This window comes from Paraburkholderia sp. GAS82 (assembly GCF_050436285.1).
GTDB lineage: Bacteria > Pseudomonadota > Gammaproteobacteria > Burkholderiales > Burkholderiaceae > Paraburkholderia > Paraburkholderia phenazinium_B.
Genome location: NZ_JBNDLX010000006.1, coordinates 243,542 through 260,611 on the forward strand (window position 1 = coordinate 243,542; position 17,070 = coordinate 260,611).

General features: G+C 60.6%; 9 protein-coding genes and 2 pseudogenes. 3 read left to right on the top strand and 8 right to left on the bottom strand.

Annotated features, from left to right (window positions below; genetic code table 11):
* Positions 1 to 612 precede the first annotated feature (612 nt).
* The 4 genes from P3T17_RS20330 to P3T17_RS20345 all read right to left on the bottom strand — a co-directional run bounded on the left by P3T17_RS20330 (position 613) and on the right by P3T17_RS20345 (position 8,272).
* Positions 613 to 1,083, bottom strand: a complete 471-nt coding sequence (locus tag P3T17_RS20330) for an outer membrane protein assembly factor BamE (protein WP_254368871.1) — start codon at positions 1,081 to 1,083, stop codon at positions 613 to 615.
* A 30-nt stretch (positions 1,084 to 1,113) separates the two neighbouring features.
* Positions 1,114 to 5,496, bottom strand: a complete 4,383-nt coding sequence (locus P3T17_RS20335; RefSeq protein WP_429408693.1) for a YadA-like family protein — start codon at positions 5,494 to 5,496, stop codon at positions 1,114 to 1,116.
* Between the two features lie 1,903 nt (positions 5,497 to 7,399).
* The gene (locus tag P3T17_RS20340; protein WP_074265565.1) at positions 7,400 to 7,921 is read right to left on the bottom strand and encodes a hypothetical protein; all 522 of its coding nucleotides are present in this window, start codon (positions 7,919 to 7,921) and stop codon (positions 7,400 to 7,402) included.
* A gap of 3 nt (positions 7,922 to 7,924) precedes the next feature.
* Positions 7,925 to 8,272, bottom strand: a complete 348-nt coding sequence (locus P3T17_RS20345) for a hypothetical protein (protein WP_074265564.1) — start codon at positions 8,270 to 8,272, stop codon at positions 7,925 to 7,927.
* A gap of 762 nt (positions 8,273 to 9,034) precedes the next feature.
* On the opposite strand from P3T17_RS20345, the gene P3T17_RS20350 reads away from it, so the two are divergent.
* The 3 genes and pseudogenes from P3T17_RS20350 to P3T17_RS20360 form a co-directional block, all read left to right on the top strand.
* Positions 9,035 to 10,660, top strand: a complete 1,626-nt coding sequence (locus tag P3T17_RS20350; RefSeq protein WP_429408694.1) for a hypothetical protein — start codon at positions 9,035 to 9,037, stop codon at positions 10,658 to 10,660.
* Positions 10,661 to 11,443: 783 nt separating this feature from the next.
* Positions 11,444 to 11,968 (top strand): annotated as a pseudogene (locus P3T17_RS20355) (transposase); the annotation flags it as partial.
* Positions 11,969 to 11,980: 12 nt separating this feature from the next.
* A pseudogene (locus P3T17_RS20360) lies at positions 11,981 to 12,187 on the top strand (IS3 family transposase); the annotation flags it as partial.
* 221 nt (positions 12,188 to 12,408) lie between these two features.
* On the opposite strand, the gene galE reads toward P3T17_RS20360, so the two are convergent.
* From galE to P3T17_RS20380, 4 genes are read right to left on the bottom strand one after another with little or no spacing between them, the layout of a single operon-like run.
* On the bottom strand, positions 12,409 to 13,434 hold the full coding sequence (galE, locus tag P3T17_RS20365; protein WP_429408695.1) for a UDP-glucose 4-epimerase GalE: 1,026 nt from the start codon (positions 13,432 to 13,434) through the stop codon (positions 12,409 to 12,411).
* A gap of 11 nt (positions 13,435 to 13,445) precedes the next feature.
* Positions 13,446 to 14,645, bottom strand: coding sequence for a glycosyltransferase family 4 protein (locus P3T17_RS20370; RefSeq protein ID WP_429408696.1), 1,200 nt, complete (start codon positions 14,643 to 14,645; stop codon positions 13,446 to 13,448).
* 37 nt (positions 14,646 to 14,682) lie between these two features.
* Positions 14,683 to 15,585: a glycosyltransferase gene (locus P3T17_RS20375; RefSeq protein ID WP_429408697.1), complete on the bottom strand. Its 903-nt coding sequence runs from the start codon at positions 15,583 to 15,585 to the stop codon at positions 14,683 to 14,685.
* The gene (locus P3T17_RS20380) at positions 15,582 to 16,856 is read right to left on the bottom strand and encodes an oligosaccharide flippase family protein (protein WP_429408698.1); all 1,275 of its coding nucleotides are present in this window, start codon (positions 16,854 to 16,856) and stop codon (positions 15,582 to 15,584) included. The genes P3T17_RS20375 and P3T17_RS20380 overlap by 4 nt, the downstream gene beginning before the upstream one ends.
* Positions 16,857 to 17,070 lie beyond the last annotated feature (214 nt).

A 17,070-nucleotide genomic window follows, 5' to 3' on the forward strand; every position in this document is an offset into this window, starting at 1 on the left:
TGCTATACACCAAACCAGGAGGCACTGGTGGAAACGGTGCATAAACGGGTGACTGTCGGCATGCCAATTTCGGAGGCGATATCGGCGTTGTCAAAAGACGGATTCGAATGCTCAGGCTCCGTTCCGGTTGATTGCGTTCGCACGCGGCAACGATTATTGCCGTCTACGTGTATAGAAAGAGTGAGACTCCAGCATAAGCTTTGGACTGTGGATACCATAGATATCGCCCCAATCGCATGCGCGGGGCTCTAACAACGTCACACACCTTTACACCGTAATCCAGCGCATACAACGTTTGCTACGGTTGCCTTGCGTCAACGCTGGAGAGTAAATTCGTCGGCGGCGGCATCTCGTCCGTTGATAATTTCGGTCGCACACGTCGATGTCCTTTCATGGACGAGCGGCGTCTCATGCAATCAGCATCGCGACGCGGGAGCCAAGCTTCGCGACGGACAGAATGCGACCCGCTTCGGTCTGTCGCCTCAGCGCGACCTGACGGCAGCTTCCAACGTACAGCGGTCGTCCGTCGATTCGCATGGGGACGCAAGTGTTCGGAGGGAGCGGACATTCGCGACGGCAAGGCGACGTCGACGAATGTCCGGCAACGGGAGCCTACGGCGCCGGTGTTCCGCCCGCTGTCAAAAGAAAATCCGCGCATGAAGGGTCGCGCCAGTACGTATCGCTCACCTTCATCTGCTTGTCGAATCGCACCTGATACTGGCAAGTAACGATCTTTCCGCCTTGACGAAAATCGAACAGGTAGTTCCAGACATGCCCTCCGACGAACCACTCGTGGAAATGAGGCGGTCCGAGCAGGTCGAACATCTGGTCCTTCGTGAGGCCTGGCTCCACATTGCGCAGGTTATCCAGGTTGACGAAGGTGCCGCCCGCCTGCGTCGCGGATTGAGAATCCGGAAACTTCGGCGGACCATCGGCAACGCAGCCCGCGATCAGTGAAAGTAACGTGATAGACAGCGCAAGATTCCATTGCTTTTTCATGTTTGCATCTCTCATCGAACAGGCGGCGGCACGCGAGATGGGCCGCAGCGAGAAACGGAATGACGTCACCCATAGTTGCTGCATTGACGCCACCTGGAAGCTTCGTTATGTCCATTACCACTGGTAACCTGCACCCACGACCGCGCCATAGTAGCCTTGCGTATTGGTCGAAACCGCAGCCTTATAGATCCAGTGATTGTTATCCGAGATTGTGGAAATGCCGACCGCCTGGCCTGACTGGCCCCGATAAACGCTGCCGGCGACCGATACCATGCTTTTCCCCGGCCCGGAAGGTTGCGGCAATCCTGCGACAGCCATCGCAGTTGCGATTCCCCCATCCGCGTCACGCTTCAGCTGTTGAATCTGATTATCCGTATATGCATTTGCCTGGGCGACGGCGCTCCCCAATTGCTGCACGTTGACGGCGTCAGTGGGTGCGGTGCCGGCAGCGACATTGGTAATCTGCCGTGGTGAATCGGCCGACCCCACCGAGACCACGTTGCTGCGACCCTCGTCGTTACTACCGGCACCGATGGCCACCGAGCTGGATCCTGTCGACGTCGCCCCTTGCCCCAAGGCCGTCGACCCGGTGGCGGTAGCCTGCGAGTTGTTGCCTACAGCCGTGCTACTGGTTCCCGAAGCAACGGCCCCCTGTCCGCCCGCGGCCGAATTGGATCCCGTTGACGCAGGCGGGGTTGTTGTTGTTCCCGACGTGGACGGGAAGCCACCATTGCCGCCGTTCGCGTTGTTGATCAGCGTGGTCAACTGCTGCTGTACTGCCTGGAGCTGGCTCACGTTGACTGCGTCGGTCCCGACGCTCCCTGCTGCAACCCCCGTGATCTGCCGGTTTCCGATATTGACTTCCCCTGCTGAGGACTGGGGGCTGCTCAGACCATAAGCAATGTAGTTCGACAATGCACCGACCGTCGTCACCGACCCTGCTCCCAGCGCGACACTGTTCGCATAGGTTGCGGATGCACCGGCGCCTAGCGCCACTGCATCGGTCGCGCTGCTTTGCGCGCCGGAACCCAGCGCGATGCCTCCCACAGCCGTGACACTGGCATTCGCACCTTGCGCGACAGACTGTGCGCCACTTGCGTTAGCGCCACTACCCAGCGCGATCGCGTCGGCCTGATTCGAACTCGCTGCTTCCCCGATCGCGACACCACCCGGCGCGTTCGAATTGACGATGGCGCCGTTGCCAATCCCCACACCATTGTCGCCATTGACCACTGTGGTCGGTCCGACTGCGATTGAATTGCTGCCTACGGCCAGCGAGTCTGCTTCAGTCGAGTTGGCGTGAAAGTACTCGATGGGCGTGACTGCGAACGAGGACAATGCTCCGGCAAGTTGCCGCACGGTGACGGCATCCTGCTGTTGCGTCCCGTCCGCGACATTGGTCAACTGGCGATACGCATTGGTGGTTCCGAACGACACCGCGCCCAGCAACGTCTCGTCGGTGGTGTTATAGGGAATCACGTAACTGCCGGTCGTAATCGAACCTTGCGCGGGAACAATCGCGCGGTTAGATACGGACCCCGAGCCTATCGCAATTGCGCCCGCGACAGAAGCAGTGGCCTGCGCTCCCAGCGCCATGGCGTTGTCAGCGGTTGCCTGCGCACCGTTGCCTGCCGCGAAGCTGGCAGTTCCACTGGCTACCGCCTCAGGGCCGACGGCGATGCTGTTGGTGCCGGTGGCCTGGCTATCCGCTTCTGTCGAGTCGGCATGGAAGTACTCGATGCCCGCCCCGTTGTTAATGTTAGTGAGAGAGTTCTCGATGTTAGTGAGGCTGGTGTTCAACCCGCCAAGCGCACCGCCGACGTTGTTGTAGGTGCTGCCTTGCACGGTGTAGCTCGGTGCCGAGACACCGCTGCCCGGTGTGTAAGTGGAGCCTCCGCCCAGCGCCGAAGCGACCGTCGACCCGGTCGTGTTGCCCGCGCTCGCCACCGAAAACAGTTGCGAGCCGTTGACGGCGTCGGTCGACGTCGCTGACAGGACACCCGCTGCAACGTTCTGGAGCTGCCGTTCCGATCCGGCTGCGCCGATCGATACGACCGAAGTGGGTGCGGTAGCCTCTGCTGTACCGCCCGTCATGTCGAACGTCCCGGTATGCGGTGCCGCCGTTGTGGACCCGGCGCCCAGAGCGACGTCATTCGCATTGCTGGCTTGCGCACCATTGCCGATTGCAACCGAAGACGCTCCGGTGGAGACCGCAACCGGACCGACCGCGACACTATTGGTACCGGTCGCCGTTGAATCTGCAAGCGTCGAGTTTGCATGGAAGTACTCGATGCCACCGCCAGTCAGTGAGTTGTTGATGCTTTCCAGCGCACTGCCCACGTTAGTGTAGGTATTGCCGTCGACCGTATAGCTTGGTGCACTGATCGCTCCTGTCGAACTGTTGTAGGTCGCTCCACCGCCCAGTGCGCTCGCCGTCGCGCTACCCAGATTGTTTACGCCGGTCGCGACCGAGAACAATTGCGATCCGTTGATCGCGTCGGTGCTGCTCGACGAGATCACGCCTGCCGCCACGTTCTGGATCTGACGTTCGTTGCCCGCGCTGCCGACGGAGACGACTCCAGAGGCTGTCTTCGCGATGCCGGCCGCGGTGCCGCCAAACAGTGCGGTCGTGCCTGTGTCGGCCGCCGCCGTGGTCGAACCTGCCCCCAGTGCCACGTCGTTTGCATTGGTCGCTACAGCGTTTGAGCCCAGCGCCACGCCGTTGGCGCTGCTTGCCGTGGCGCCCGACCCGAGCGCCACGCCGCTCGTCGCGGCGCTCTGGACAATGGCGCCATTACCAATCGCCACCGAGCCCGCGACATTGGCCTGCGATGCGTTGCCGAGCGCGACCGACCCAGCTCCCGTCGCCACGTTCGTGTTACCCAACGCGATCGCGCCATTGCCGTTTGCAGTATTGTCGGCACCCATCGCTACTGCGCCGTTACCGGTGGCCGTGTTCGGATCGCCAATGGCCACTGCGCCGTTGCCGCTCGCGGTTTGCCCCTCACCGAGCGCAACCGCGCCTGTCCCGCCTACCACTTGCGAGTTGTGTCCACCGGCGATCGAACCGGTGCCGGCTGCTGCCGCTACGATATTGCTGTCACCGAACGCTACCGTCGAGGCAGCGAGCGCTTCTGAAGTATTACCCAAGGCGACCGCATTGGCACCACTGCTGACAGTATTGAGGCCAATCGCAACCGCGTTTGTGCTATTCGCTAGTGCGTTATAACCTAGGCCAACTGTATCGCTGGCCGTCGCGTTGGACGCCGCGCCGATAGCAATGGCATTGGTTCCAGTTGCATTTGTCTGCAACCCGACGGCGATGGCACTGGCCTGATTTGCAGTCGATTGTCCGCCGATGGCGACGGTATTGGTGGCCGTTGCCGCAGCGCCTGCTCCCGCATTGCCGCCAATGGCGGTTGCACCGTCAGCGGTCGCCCGGACCGCCGTAGCGGCGCTGATGCCGCCGCCACCCAACGCGGTGGAACCGACGCCCGTGGCCTTCGACCATACCCCAACGGCCGTCGACTGGACACCCGTTGCGCCGGCAAGGCTGCCGACGGCCGTGCTCCACGTTGCGCCAGCGTTCGTGGAGTTGCCGATCGCTACACCTTGCTCTCCCGCGGCACTTGCGCCATTGCCTACCGCAAGCGCCTCGAAGGTCGTGGCGGTGTTGCCGTTCGGAAGCACCACGTTACCGGCTCCGCTTGCTGTGGCGTTGACGCCAATGGCGATAGGCGAGCCGCCGGTACCCGAGGCAACAGCCTGGGCGTTGACGCCGATCGACAGACTGGAACCGGAGGGCGTATTAGCCTTCGCGTTAGCGCCGAGGGCGATGGTGGTCGCGGCAAGAGCCTGCGCTCCGGGGCCGACGGCAACGGCGGTATTTCCAGTGGCAACGGTGTTGACACCAAAGGCAATGGACGACTCCCCATTGACGCTAGCCGCCTGGCCGAGCGCGAGAGCGTTAATCCCGATCGCGCTCGAAGCAAAACCGATCGCAATCGCATTCAGGCCGTTAGTGGAATTCGTATAACCCATGGAAATCGAGGCATCGCCGTTGGCAGTGGTAGACGTGCCCACTGCAATGGAATTCGCTCCGTTCGCCACTGCCCCGACTCCTACGGCGGTAGAGTTTGCTGCCGACGCCGTTGCCCCTCCGCCCAGCGCCGTGGCCCCGGTGGTGCTGGCCACGGACTGGAAACCCACGCATGTGGAGTTGCCGTTATAGAAGTTGTAGGGAGACCCGGAACAGCTCACCTGCGCCTGCGCCTGTGCGCCCCAGCCGCTTAGACCCATTAACAACAGCGCGGCGACGAGGCGGGAATCGGAACCGTGCCACGTGAAAACGTCGTGCCCATCGGGCGGGACGCTCCGCCCGTCACGTACCGCGGCCCCGCCCCTCGAACCGCCCCTGCTGTTCGACCTGTCCAGCTCCGATGCAGCTACAAAGGCGCCTAGTGCCTTATTCCAGATCGACCGGTATATCCTGTTCATATTTTTTCCTGTTCAATATTGCGTGTATTCACCATCACCTTTCTTTAGGATAACTACGCATATAAGAAGAAAGGGAATTGTTGGCATTGAATTAATTTATTGCGGGTAAATAAATTTACACACGTCTGACACAAAAACTTAGACATCCTAAATACAAACGAGCGCCATCCTCCTGTCTGGAGAATTCACATGAGAAAGTTATCGATGAGGGACTACGAGGACGCTTCTATTTTCTGGCACCCTGGCAGTACAGGCCGCAGAGGGCCATAGGCTTATGAAGGTCCGAACAGCGACGGCTTATCGGTGCCAGTTACGCGAAAAGGCGTAAATTGCCGGTCTAAATTCGATGGCTGGTTTGGCAAACGTTTGCCTTGCGCCGTCGTGTCCGGAATACTCATAGTTTCCGCCCCAATGAAGTACTGCGTCGTTTTTCGGCGCAGCATGGCGAACGCTCATGTCGCGCTGTAAGCTATTCCTGTTTCAGCACCGTTTCCCGCACTACGCGAGCTGACAACCGGAAAATATTCCCGTCAAAGTCGGGTTTCCGTGTTGCAGTTCCAGGCAGGTAAGTTCCTGTAAGTATTAGACGAAACTCTCGCATAGGCTTTTTCATTTGTCTACTAAAACCTATTGAAATCGAAGCACCAGAACATTTAACAATTGGGCAATCGCAAAACGCATATCCGGAGGCAATAAAACATAAAAACCGGCCTGTCCCAAGCCGACGCAGCTTCGCTTTCGCGCTGTGCGATGTGCGCGCACCAAGCTTTGCGGGTCAGGAGTTAAGGCACGCGAACCGCTCACGACTCAATCACCGGCTCGCCGTTGGCATGCCGCCAGAGAGCGATCGCGGGAAGTAGCAGTTCTTGCGAAGGACGGACGCCTGACTGACGTAGAGCGATGGATCGAAAACATGATCACGATTTACCCCTCATGCGACGCGATTCTGACCGAGATGTGGCATTGCCTCAAACCGTTGGATATCGCGGGCATTGAGGCTCTTGCTCTTGCCCCGCACGAAACACACCATGCCTCGCCATCTACTAACGGAACGACCGCTTCGACCGACGGCACAACGAAACAATAGAAGCGGTGAATGCCCGTTGTCTGGGTGCCCCCGACGTTTGAGTCGTCATGTCGGCGGACGGACCGCTCCAGCCACACCGTTGTATCGCTCCTTCCTGTGAGATCGAATGTGTCGGGCCACGGTTCTGAACCAGGGCGAAGCGCGCGTGCATTTGCGTTTAGCAATCGGTGGCGGACGCCTGTATTGCGACAGGCAGTGGAGCATCCGCTATCTGATGGCTGTATTTCCTATGGTAGATAGGTGGGAGTCCTTATGAAACGGGTTCGCAGGCTGTGAGGTGTTTTTTTATCACGACGATCACGAGATATCGCTGCTGGAGCTTGCGGTCGCGGCCGCGACGTCTGGTAGCGGCATCGTTGCCGCGGCGTTATCGATTTCGCATACCCCACCGGCATTGCCGAGGGCGAATTTCGCGTACCTGACATGTCTCGAAAGCTGCCTGAATGTGCGTTGCGAATATGTTCGCTAGCAGCGGCGTCATGTGAGAATTTCCAATCCGTCGAGGATAAATCATGCAAAATGTTCGAAAATACTGGTACGTCTTCTAGACTGGGTGCCGCGCCTTTTTCTTGATTGCATCTAGCCCTTGATTGCTCTTGCGCGCCGGTTGCGTGGTAAGAGACAGGCATGTAGGTTGCCGCCATCTTAAGTCCGCACCATACGCGGTCCACCGAGCGCTTTAGTGCCGTGCGAGGATGCGTCGCTAGCCGAGCCGCTTACTCGTTTTCGCGGTTCTTCAAGTCATCCAATGTTTGAATCCAGAAGTCTGCGACAGGGGCCTTTGCTGTCGCCGGTGTGCGACCGGCGACAGTAGCGTTATTCCGGCGGAAACCGGATCTGCGAGAAATGCCGCCCGGCCCGAATCGCCCGGCGCTCGATATCGGCTGCCGATTCGATCAGACCGTGCTGCTCAAGGAACAGCAGGTACGCGCGGGTTGAGACCTTGCGGCAGTTATCCGGCAACAGGAAGCTGGTGCGAGCGATCTTGTGGTCCTCGAACAGAAAGACGCCGGTTCGTTCGGCAACAAGGCCAAACTCGTTCATCGCTTCCTGTATCGCGAGTTCACCGAGATTCGCCTTGCGACCGGGTGAGAGGGTGCGGGATTGCCAGTAATGGTGACAGACCTTCGTTTCGACAACCGGAACGCCACTGTCACGCATCCATGCAGCGATACGTGCGCTTGTCGGCGTCTCATTGCGTGTGACCTCGTGCAGCACCATGTCGACCAGCTCGATTGCCCAGCCGGGTTTCAGCAGCAGATCGAGGGCATCGGCGTAGGCGAGCGTGATCAGGGGCCCCGCATCAGGAAGCAGGGTAACCGCCGTATTGGTCGCCATCCGCTATTTGCGCAGCGCGTTCAGGTCGTCGAGCATGCGGCGTGTGCTCAACTCCGGGAGCCGCGGCATCGGCAGGTGGGCCTGAGCCATGAGCAGGAACAGGTCTTCGTCGGTGTCGATGCCCAGCGCGTTCATCGCTTGCTTGTCGTCGATGCGGCCGAGCGAGAAATCGACCAGGGTACGAAAGTTCTGGTTGTCGCTGGCTTCCGCTGCCTCAAACGTCTCGACCAGATAGCGCAACTCGGCGTTGAACAGCGCATTCACGGACGTGTCCGATTTGGCAGCAAGGATCTTGGCGCGCTTGAGCAGGTCGCGATCGACTGCTCCGGTGAAATTAACGGTTTCGGCCATGATAGGACCCCCCATCCAGAATGAATGCAAAGTATAACGCGCATTTATGTGTTACACGCAATTATGTGTATAAAGTTTCCATGACTGACGAGGCGCGATTGGCGGACCGGCAACCGGGACGTCGTGTGCCACGGAAAGCGAAAGCTGTGTCAGCCAAGTGTGAAACTTCCGCCGCAGTTTCTGAAAAGCGCGGGCGGCGGCGCTCACCCTTGGCGGCCCAAGCTCGCAGCTCTGCGTGATAAGACTGCGTCCCCGGGTTGTCTCCACGGCAGCACGGACCGGGTCCGTCAATGGGGCCTGCGGCAAGTGATGAGAAAGGCGCCTGCACCTGCACGGCGATGGCGTGCTTCCAGTCAAGATTGCGTCTTCTCGCATTGTACGGGCCCGACACGAGGCTCCCGTCGACGATGTCGGCCTTTGGCCACCACGGCCTGCGCCGCACGTATTGCGTTCTCATACGTCATGTGCACTTCATCGGGCGGCGGATTCCGGTCGAAGTGCGACCTTCCCCATGCTCTGCACCGTGAATTTTTACCTAAATTTCTTCCCGGGATGACCGATAGGTTCTACCGGGACCGCGCAAGGTGGTTTCTCCCGCTCCACCGGTGGCGGGATGCGATGCAACGGACGCTATGTGTGAGGCCGATGGAAGCGTGCGATCACCGGTGTGGAGGGACAGCGTGGACGGGCTCGCCAGCCGTGGCGCCCAAGGTCATATGACTGTCGAAACGCATTGATAGCGCTTTTTATCGGAGTTTAGCTGTGACGAAGTTCATCAAAAAACTGGGGCAACGGGCAGAAGGCCAGGCAGGCGGGTGCACCATACAGTTAGAAAGCAGCCTCATCGAGCTGCCCGCGTCCGTTGTTGCACGCCGATTGGCAGAGGAAGATGCCAAAATCCTGAATCTCAAACCGGCGAGCGCGCTGGACGTGTATTCACAGGGCATCGTGAAAGCGGGTGACTGTATCATCAGGGAGCAGCCCCTCATGAAATTGCCGCTCAGCCTCGCGTGCTTACTCACCATGAATTTGCGCGACGAGGGCAATGGTCTCATAGAGGCAACGAGAGCGCTGAACAACCGCTACGCCGGATGCTGGACGCAGGCCGTTAAGGTGCAGCTCTTTGCCGACGTCGAATTGATGGACCTCAAGGCCCGGGTCCTGAACTGGTGCGAGCGAGCCATGCAGGAGGTGCTGTACAAGCGCCGGCGAGGGGTAGAGAACGAACCATTCGTCACCTACGGCAAGCTCTTCGAAACGTTTATCCGCGAGATCGACACACGGATTGCGCATGGCGATGACCGCATGTATCAGGAAATCTGGTCACGGGCCATGGATTGCATGTGCTATCAGCTCATTGAGGGCTGCTTCCTCAAACCGGGACACATCGTCTGCCGGCACGGTATAGACGCATTTCACCTGCTGAAGTGGGAAGGAGCGTGCCTGCGCAATAAACATGTTGCCAATTGCGTGAGCCACCACATGAATCTCTACGGGGTGGACGCCGCGCTGTACACCCGGGATGTTGTCCTGAGACCTCTCTCCGCGGCTCTGGTCGATGTCGAGGCCATGGATCCCGACGTCGTTCTTCGAGCAGACTTTCATTCCTGCGTGGGCGATCTGCTGGAGGCGTTTCCGTACCTTTGCTCATCGAAAAGAACGTCCCGGTATACGTTCCCCATTCGCGGCTCAACGTGTGTCGCAGTCTTTCGCTTTCTCGGACCGCATGGATTCGGCATGTTTGCATTCTTTGACAGCGAAGAGGAGCTCCACGCCGGTCTTGAGACTGGAGCATGCCGGGCAGGCCTCACCCTCGATTTTGATGGGGCCTTGGGCTGTCTGATGCATCCATGGCTAACTGTTGAACGTTTCCTGGGCGCGACAGACGCGCTGCGCGTGTCGCATTGGCTGATTAGCCAGGTGCATGACCGGATCGTCGAAGATTACCTGAAGATCAACCGATATTTTCTGCAGCGCAAACAGCACGACGGTGTGCCTGATTCTGGGTCAGGCGTCGCAAACGGTGCCAACGATCTTCTCGTCCATGCCGAGTATGCCGAAGCATTGCGGGAGCCGATTGATGCTGATCCCCACTTCGAAGCTGGCGCCAGCATTCCGGCAGTCGCGGTGAACGCGGGGCGGGGCCCCTTTTTGCCTCAAATCCGGCGTAGCCGCTTTTTCAAGATCCTGCGTATGTGCGGCGTGGAGATCGTGCAAGGCAAGGGTTCAGAGATTAAGCTTCTGCGCGGCGGTGCGCACCCGTTCCGCCTTGGTAGTCATTACGGCGTCAATCCAGCAATTCCAAGCTTCCTTGCTGGTCAGATATTGAAGCGTCTTGAGATCTCCCGCGAAGAATGGATCTCAGCGATCAGCGCGAGCAGGATCTGACATTCCCGGCTCCGCCCCCGTGTCTGCTGCGGATCGATTCGGCTCGATCACGGGGGTGTCGCTAATGCGGCGCCCATGAGATGACTGTCGGTCTTCCCAGCGGCGAGACGTCGCATGACTTACGTGACTACCCGATCTTCTCCACGATCTGGCCAGCTAGTCCGCGGCGTTGCAATGCTGCGTCTGGTATGAGCGCTGCGTCGCAGTGACGGTTTGCGACGCCGCACAACCGTGCCTGACAGGGTGCGTATTCGGCGCAAATCGGGCGACCGATCCGCGGCAATGCGAGCCGGCATTCCACGCGAAACCGAGCAGTGTTTCCACGCCGAGGCGAGCGCCATGGACATGGCAACACGGAGTGAGTTCCTTAACTCCGGCTCCGGTTTTTGCTGGCCAAACCATTTCGGCGTTTGCGCATCGACTCGCCTGGGAACGTGAGGCGATGTGAACCAGCAGGTCGAGGATAGCGTGGGCGAGCGTTGGATCACCGCTGGCGATATGCCAGCCTTCAACAGCGATCTGGCAGCGATCTGGCGGTGACGGGTGATGACTGTGGAGCACAGGCCGTGCCGGTCGTCGAGTACTGTTCGCGCCGAGTTGAGTTTTGGGCCACCGCGCCCAGTTGCTGCAGTGGTGGAGTCGAAGTGCCCTTGAGCGGAGTGTGGCCTTACCCGCCTACTCGAATTCGCCGTTCTCCGTTTCGTCCAACGTTATCAACCAGAAATCCCCGACAGCAACTGTTGCCCGATCCGGATTGCGCAACATGAGGCTGCGACAACCGGATGTGCCCGTCTTCGTTCGTTGGGCCAAACGCCAATCTTGCAAACGCTCACGACCTCGCTGCGTTTGCTGGCGAAGCGGTGGCTGACGCTGGCGCAGGAGCTCAAAGCTCTCGATAGCGTGCTTGAAAGTCTGACCAGCGAGCATGCCAGACGCCTTCGCGAAAGATTCGGCGTCGGCCCTCAGACCGCTGCGGTATTGGCTGCTGTGGCGGGAGACAATCCCGAACGCCTCAAAAGTGAAGCTGCGCTGGCTGCACTTTGCGGCACAAGTCCGTCGCAGGTGTCGTCCGGCAAGACGGTCCGGCATCGCTTGAACAGGGGCGGCGACCGGTCTGCAAACAATGCCTTGTGGACCATCGCAATGGTCCGCATGAGAAGCGATCCCCGGACCCGGGCTCACGTCGAGCGCCGGACGCAGGAAGGTATGTCCAGCAAGGAAATTCGCCGCTACCTGAAGCGCTATATGGTGAGGAGGTTGTACCCACTCATCCTCGCCGATCTGGCCGGTTCGACGCTTGCCACCTGACATAGGAGCGTCAATGCACCGAATGGAAGTCTGTGGGGTTCGCTCAAGGTTGCACGTATGCACGGGCGGCGCTTCGCCACGCGGCGTGCCGCAATGGACGAGGTGATTGACCGGCTGGGCCTTTACAATGCACGCCGGTTACACTCGACGCTCAACTACGTTAGCCCGATGACTTTCGGGCAGAACTGGTGCGCAGCACAGCAAGGCAAGGACGCATAACATCCCCGGTCATGGGTTTCGACAAACGGGGGCAAGGTCAGTTCGCTGATATCGCATGGATCTGCCCGCGCGCAAGCAGCCGGGAATTTATTTTCGGCGGCCCCTTCCAGGGCGGCGCCCGAACACGACAGTGGTTGCGCCCGGGCGGGCAAGCGGACAAGCTCACGCAGCGCGGGCCTGCCGGGGCGCGTCAGCGCTGGTCAACCGGGCGGTTTGAGACGTTACACCTTGTATCCTTGCGGGTTGCTTTCCTGCCAGCGCCAGTGATCCACACACATACGCTCGATACCAAACTGCGCCTGCCATCCGAGCAGCTTTGCTGCGGCTGCCGGATTCGCGTAGCAGGACGCCACGTCGCCGGGGCGGCGTGTCACGATTTCGTACGGCACGGGGCGGCCTGAGGCTTTCTCGAACGAGCGCACCACGTCGAGTACGCTATACCCCTGGCCGGTACCGAGGTTCACCACAAAACTCGCATCGTGCTTCACCAGCGCGTCGAGTGCAGCCAGGTGCCCGCGCGCCAGATCGACCACATGGATGTAGTCGCGCACGCCGGTGCCATCCGGCGTGTCATAGTCGCCACCGAACACGCGCAGTTTCTCGAGCTTGCCCACCGCCACCTGCGCGACGTACGGCATCAGATTGTTCGGAACACCAGCCGGGTCTTCGCCGATCAGCCCGCTCTCATGCGCGCCCACGGGATTGAAGTAGCGCAGCGTGGCAATGCGCCAGCTCGGGTCCGATAGTTCGAGATCGCGTAGCACCTGCTCGGCGATCAGCTTCGATTGACCGTAAGGGTTGGTCGCCGACAGCGGAAACGACTCGTCGATCGGCGAGCTTTTCGGCACGCCGTACACGGTAGCGGACGAGCTGAACACAAACTGCTTCACATTGCGATCTCGCATCACACCGAGCAGCGTGAGCAGACTGCCGACGTTATTGCTGTAGTACTCGATCGGCTTCGTTACCGATTCGCCCACCGCCTTCAACGCCGCAAAGTGGATCGCACCCGTTACCGGATGCGCATCGAAAATGCGGTTCAGCGCGGTTTCGTCGCGCGCGTCGGCTTCGTAGAACGTCACGGCACGGCCGGCGATCTGTTCGACGCGCCTGAGTGACTCGCGATTGCTGTTCACGAGATTGTCGATCACGACAACGTCATAGCCGCCGTTCAACAGTTCGACGCATGTATGCGAGCCGATGAAACCCGCGCCGCCCGTTACCAGAATCGTGCCCTTCGTGGTCATGCTGTGCTCCATTAGAGTGAAACGCCCGTCAAGTTGCGAACCAGGTCTTTATATTTTGCTACCACTACACGCTCGTCGAATTCGGCGGCGACTTTTTGCCGGCCGCGTTCGCCCATGGCGCGGCGTGCCGCGCCGCTCATGTCGAGCATCTGTGCGAGCTGTGCAGCGAGACTTTCCGCGTTGCGCACTTCGCACAGCAAACCATTGACGCCATCCGCGACCACTTCCCGGCAGCCTGGCACATCGGTCGCCACAATCGGGCGGCCCATTGCTGAGGCTTCCATCAGCGTGCGCGGCACCCCCTCACGATACGAGGGTAATACGACACAATCGGCTGCGGCGATAAATGGCCGCACGTCGTGGGCCTCGCCCAGATATTCGATCACGCCTTCCTGCTCCCAGGCGGCCACTTCTGCGCGCGTGATCGCACTGGGATTATCCACGCCCACGGGTCCCAAAAGGCGAAAACGCGCCTGAGGATAGCGTGCGCGCAAGCTCCGCGCGGCCTCCACGTATTCGCCTACGCCCTTGTCCCACAGCAACCTGCCAATCAGCACGAAGTCGAAATTCGCCTTGTCCGGCAAAGGCGTGAAGGCAAACTGCTCGAGATCCACCCCTTCGCCGTGCAGCAGGCGCGCGCGTTCGGGATGCACGAGCAGCTTTTGATCGACGAAAGCGGCCTGATCGTCGCGGTTCAGAAACCACACTTCGCGCGGAAAGCGAAACGCGAAGCGGTACAGCTTTTTGGCGACCTGCGCTGCGCGGCTGTGCTGAATGAACACATAGCCGAGCCCTGTGGTCACCGCGACCGAATCGACGCCCGCCAGCTTAGCCGCAATCGAGCCGTAAATGTTCGGCTTGATCGTATAGTGAAACACGATATGCGGGCGGATCGTCCGGTAGTGGCGGTAGAGCGCCCACAGCGTGCGCAGGTCGTCGCGCGGGTTGGTGCCTTTCGACGCCACTGGCAATTCGATGCAGCGGCAGCCCATGGCGCCCAGCAGATCGAAGGTGCGGTCGCGTGGTGCCAGCACCGTCACCTCGACGCCGCGTGCGACCAGCTCGCGGATCAGCCCTTGCCGGTACGTGTAGATTGCCCAGGCAGTGTTGCAGACGAGTGTAATGCGCAACGAAACAGCGGGGACAGCGGCAGCGTCTGGAACGCGGGAGACATTGGCAACACCAGGCACGGTTGAAACGTTGGGCTTCATGGCGGTTTGACAGGGGCTTCGAGGGTGCATCAAGGTTTCAGTGTCCGGCGCCGGGCGCATACAACCTGCGCTTCACAGCTTGCAGGGTGCGATACGGCGTGACAAGGTGCAGCAGATTCTTCGCGAGCCCTAACCAGTCATGCAGGTTGAGCGCGTTGAAGTAGCGCAGTTGCAGGCGCAGTGTTGATGCGACCTGACCACGCCGTTTGGTGGCGCTAATACCGCCTTCGTTCAGCTCGTAATACAGGCCCAGTTCCGGCAGGTTTGCGCAGTCATGGCGTTCCATCAGACGCAGGAACAGATCGAGGTCTTCTGCGGAACGGTAATCGGCGCGGTAGTTGCCGACCGCGCGCACGGCGTCGATCCGCAACATCATCGAAGGGTGCGCGAGGCAACTGCGGTAAAAGCGCAGGCGGCGGATCGCATCCGGCGTGGCGGGCGGCGTCAGCATGAAGAGCGGCGTGCCGTCGCGCGTCACCACCTGGGTCCACATGCCGAGACCGGCTACTTGCGGGTTTGCTTCCATGTACGCGCGCTGTTTCGCGAGCCGGCGCGGCACGGTCAGATCGCCCGCGTCGATTCGCGCGGCATAGCGGAAACCGCGTTCGGCAAGCGCGTCGATGCCGGTCTGCAGCGCCTTCTCGATGCCGCCGTTTTGCGGCATGCGCAAGATTTCGATCTCCAGGTTCGGCAGGGCCGGGGCGACGATCGGCGGCGTGCTGCCGTCGTCGACGATCAGCACGTGAACTAGCGCGTCGTCCTCGCTGAACGATGCCAGCGTGCGGTCGACGTCGGCCTGGCCGTTATATGCCGGCAGCAGCACGGCGACGTCGCCAAGGGCGTCGTCCGACGCACGCAACTGCTGACCCACTGAGCCTTGCGGCCCGCGCGGCCATTGCGGCGTTTGCGGGCTTTGCGCCGAGGCGGATGAATTCGTCATGAGCGCAACTTGAAGCGGATGTAATAGAGGTTGACCGACGCGGCGACCAGATAACCGACCGCCAGTCCGACCAGCGCGCCATAGGGCCCGAGGCGTGGGATCGCCAGCAGATTGACGGCGAACGCCACGGCCAGCGCCAGCAGCCACTTCGCCAGCAACACGAACTTGGCCTGATATTTCAGCACGACGAGGTTGCCGATCGCCTCGATCCCGGCCGGCACGGAAAGCCACACGGCCCAGCGGAAAATCTCGATGGCGCCTTCGTAGGCAGCCCCGAACACGCGCCGGATGATGATGCCCGCCAGCAGATCGAGCACGATCGCGCCGCCGATCATCAACGCCGCCGTCATCGCCGTCAGCCGCCACATATTGCGGCGCAGGTGAGCGGGCTCCTGCACGCGGTAAACGAAAGCGGGCGCAATGGTTTGCGCCAGCATCAGCGCGAGCGTGATCCAGTTTTCGTTGAGTTGCTGGGCAGCCGAATAGCGGCCGAGATCGGCAAACGAAATGGCCCGTTCCAGCATCAGCCGGTCGAGCTTCAGGAACAGGTACATGCAGATCAGGCCGAGCCAGAACACCGTGCCGGCGCTCGCGAAATGCCGGAACAGCGAGCGGTCGACATGCCAGCCGAGCTTGCCGCCATGGCGGCGGATGTAATAGGCGAGCAGCACCGCGCCGATCGCCGCCGATTCCAGCGCCCATAGCCAGCCGAAGCGGGCGGGCGTCGTGGCAGCCCGCACCAGCAGGTAGACGAGTCCGGCCTTGACGATGGCGGTGCTCATACTGGTGAGCAATTGCGGCTTGCTGTAGGTCATGCTCTGCAGCCACGAATTGATCACGCCGACAAACGGCTCGCGGAACAGCATCGTCACTGCCAGGCCGGCCAGCATGGCGCCGACGAGCGGATCGGTGAGCCCTGCGGCAATGCCGATCCACGTGATGAGCAAGGCCCCGGCCGAAACCGAGATACGCAGTGCGAAGGCGCTCCCCAGCACGGTGCCCAGTTGCGCCGGCGGCCGGTTGACGATGGTCGGCACGAGGATCTCGGCGCCGCACACCCAGGTGATCGGCGAGAGCACCAGCAGCAGCGTATTGGCGTATTGCCATTTGCCGAAGGTATCCGGTCCGAAGTAGCGCGCCAGCATGCCGCTAATGAGAATGGCGACGGCGATCTGCGTCACCCGTTCAAGCCCGAGCCAGACGATATTCGCAAACGCTCGCGTCACATCGGGATTGGCAAAGCGCCCGGAGAAGCGTTTGAGCGTCAGCATCCAGCGCCTGCCCGTTCAGTTCGCCCGGTTCGCCGTGTGCGCCTATCCAGATCCGACGAGCCTGTCCGTGCGATTGCCCACCCGGCCGGCAGAAGCGGCAACTTTATGATCGGAGGGCGTCTAAGCATTAGAATAGTCGGCTGTAAGGCGTGACAGAAAAGCGCAATTATAAGTTGGAACCGGAGCGCCTCCGGCAAGGGCGCAGCGCGATGAC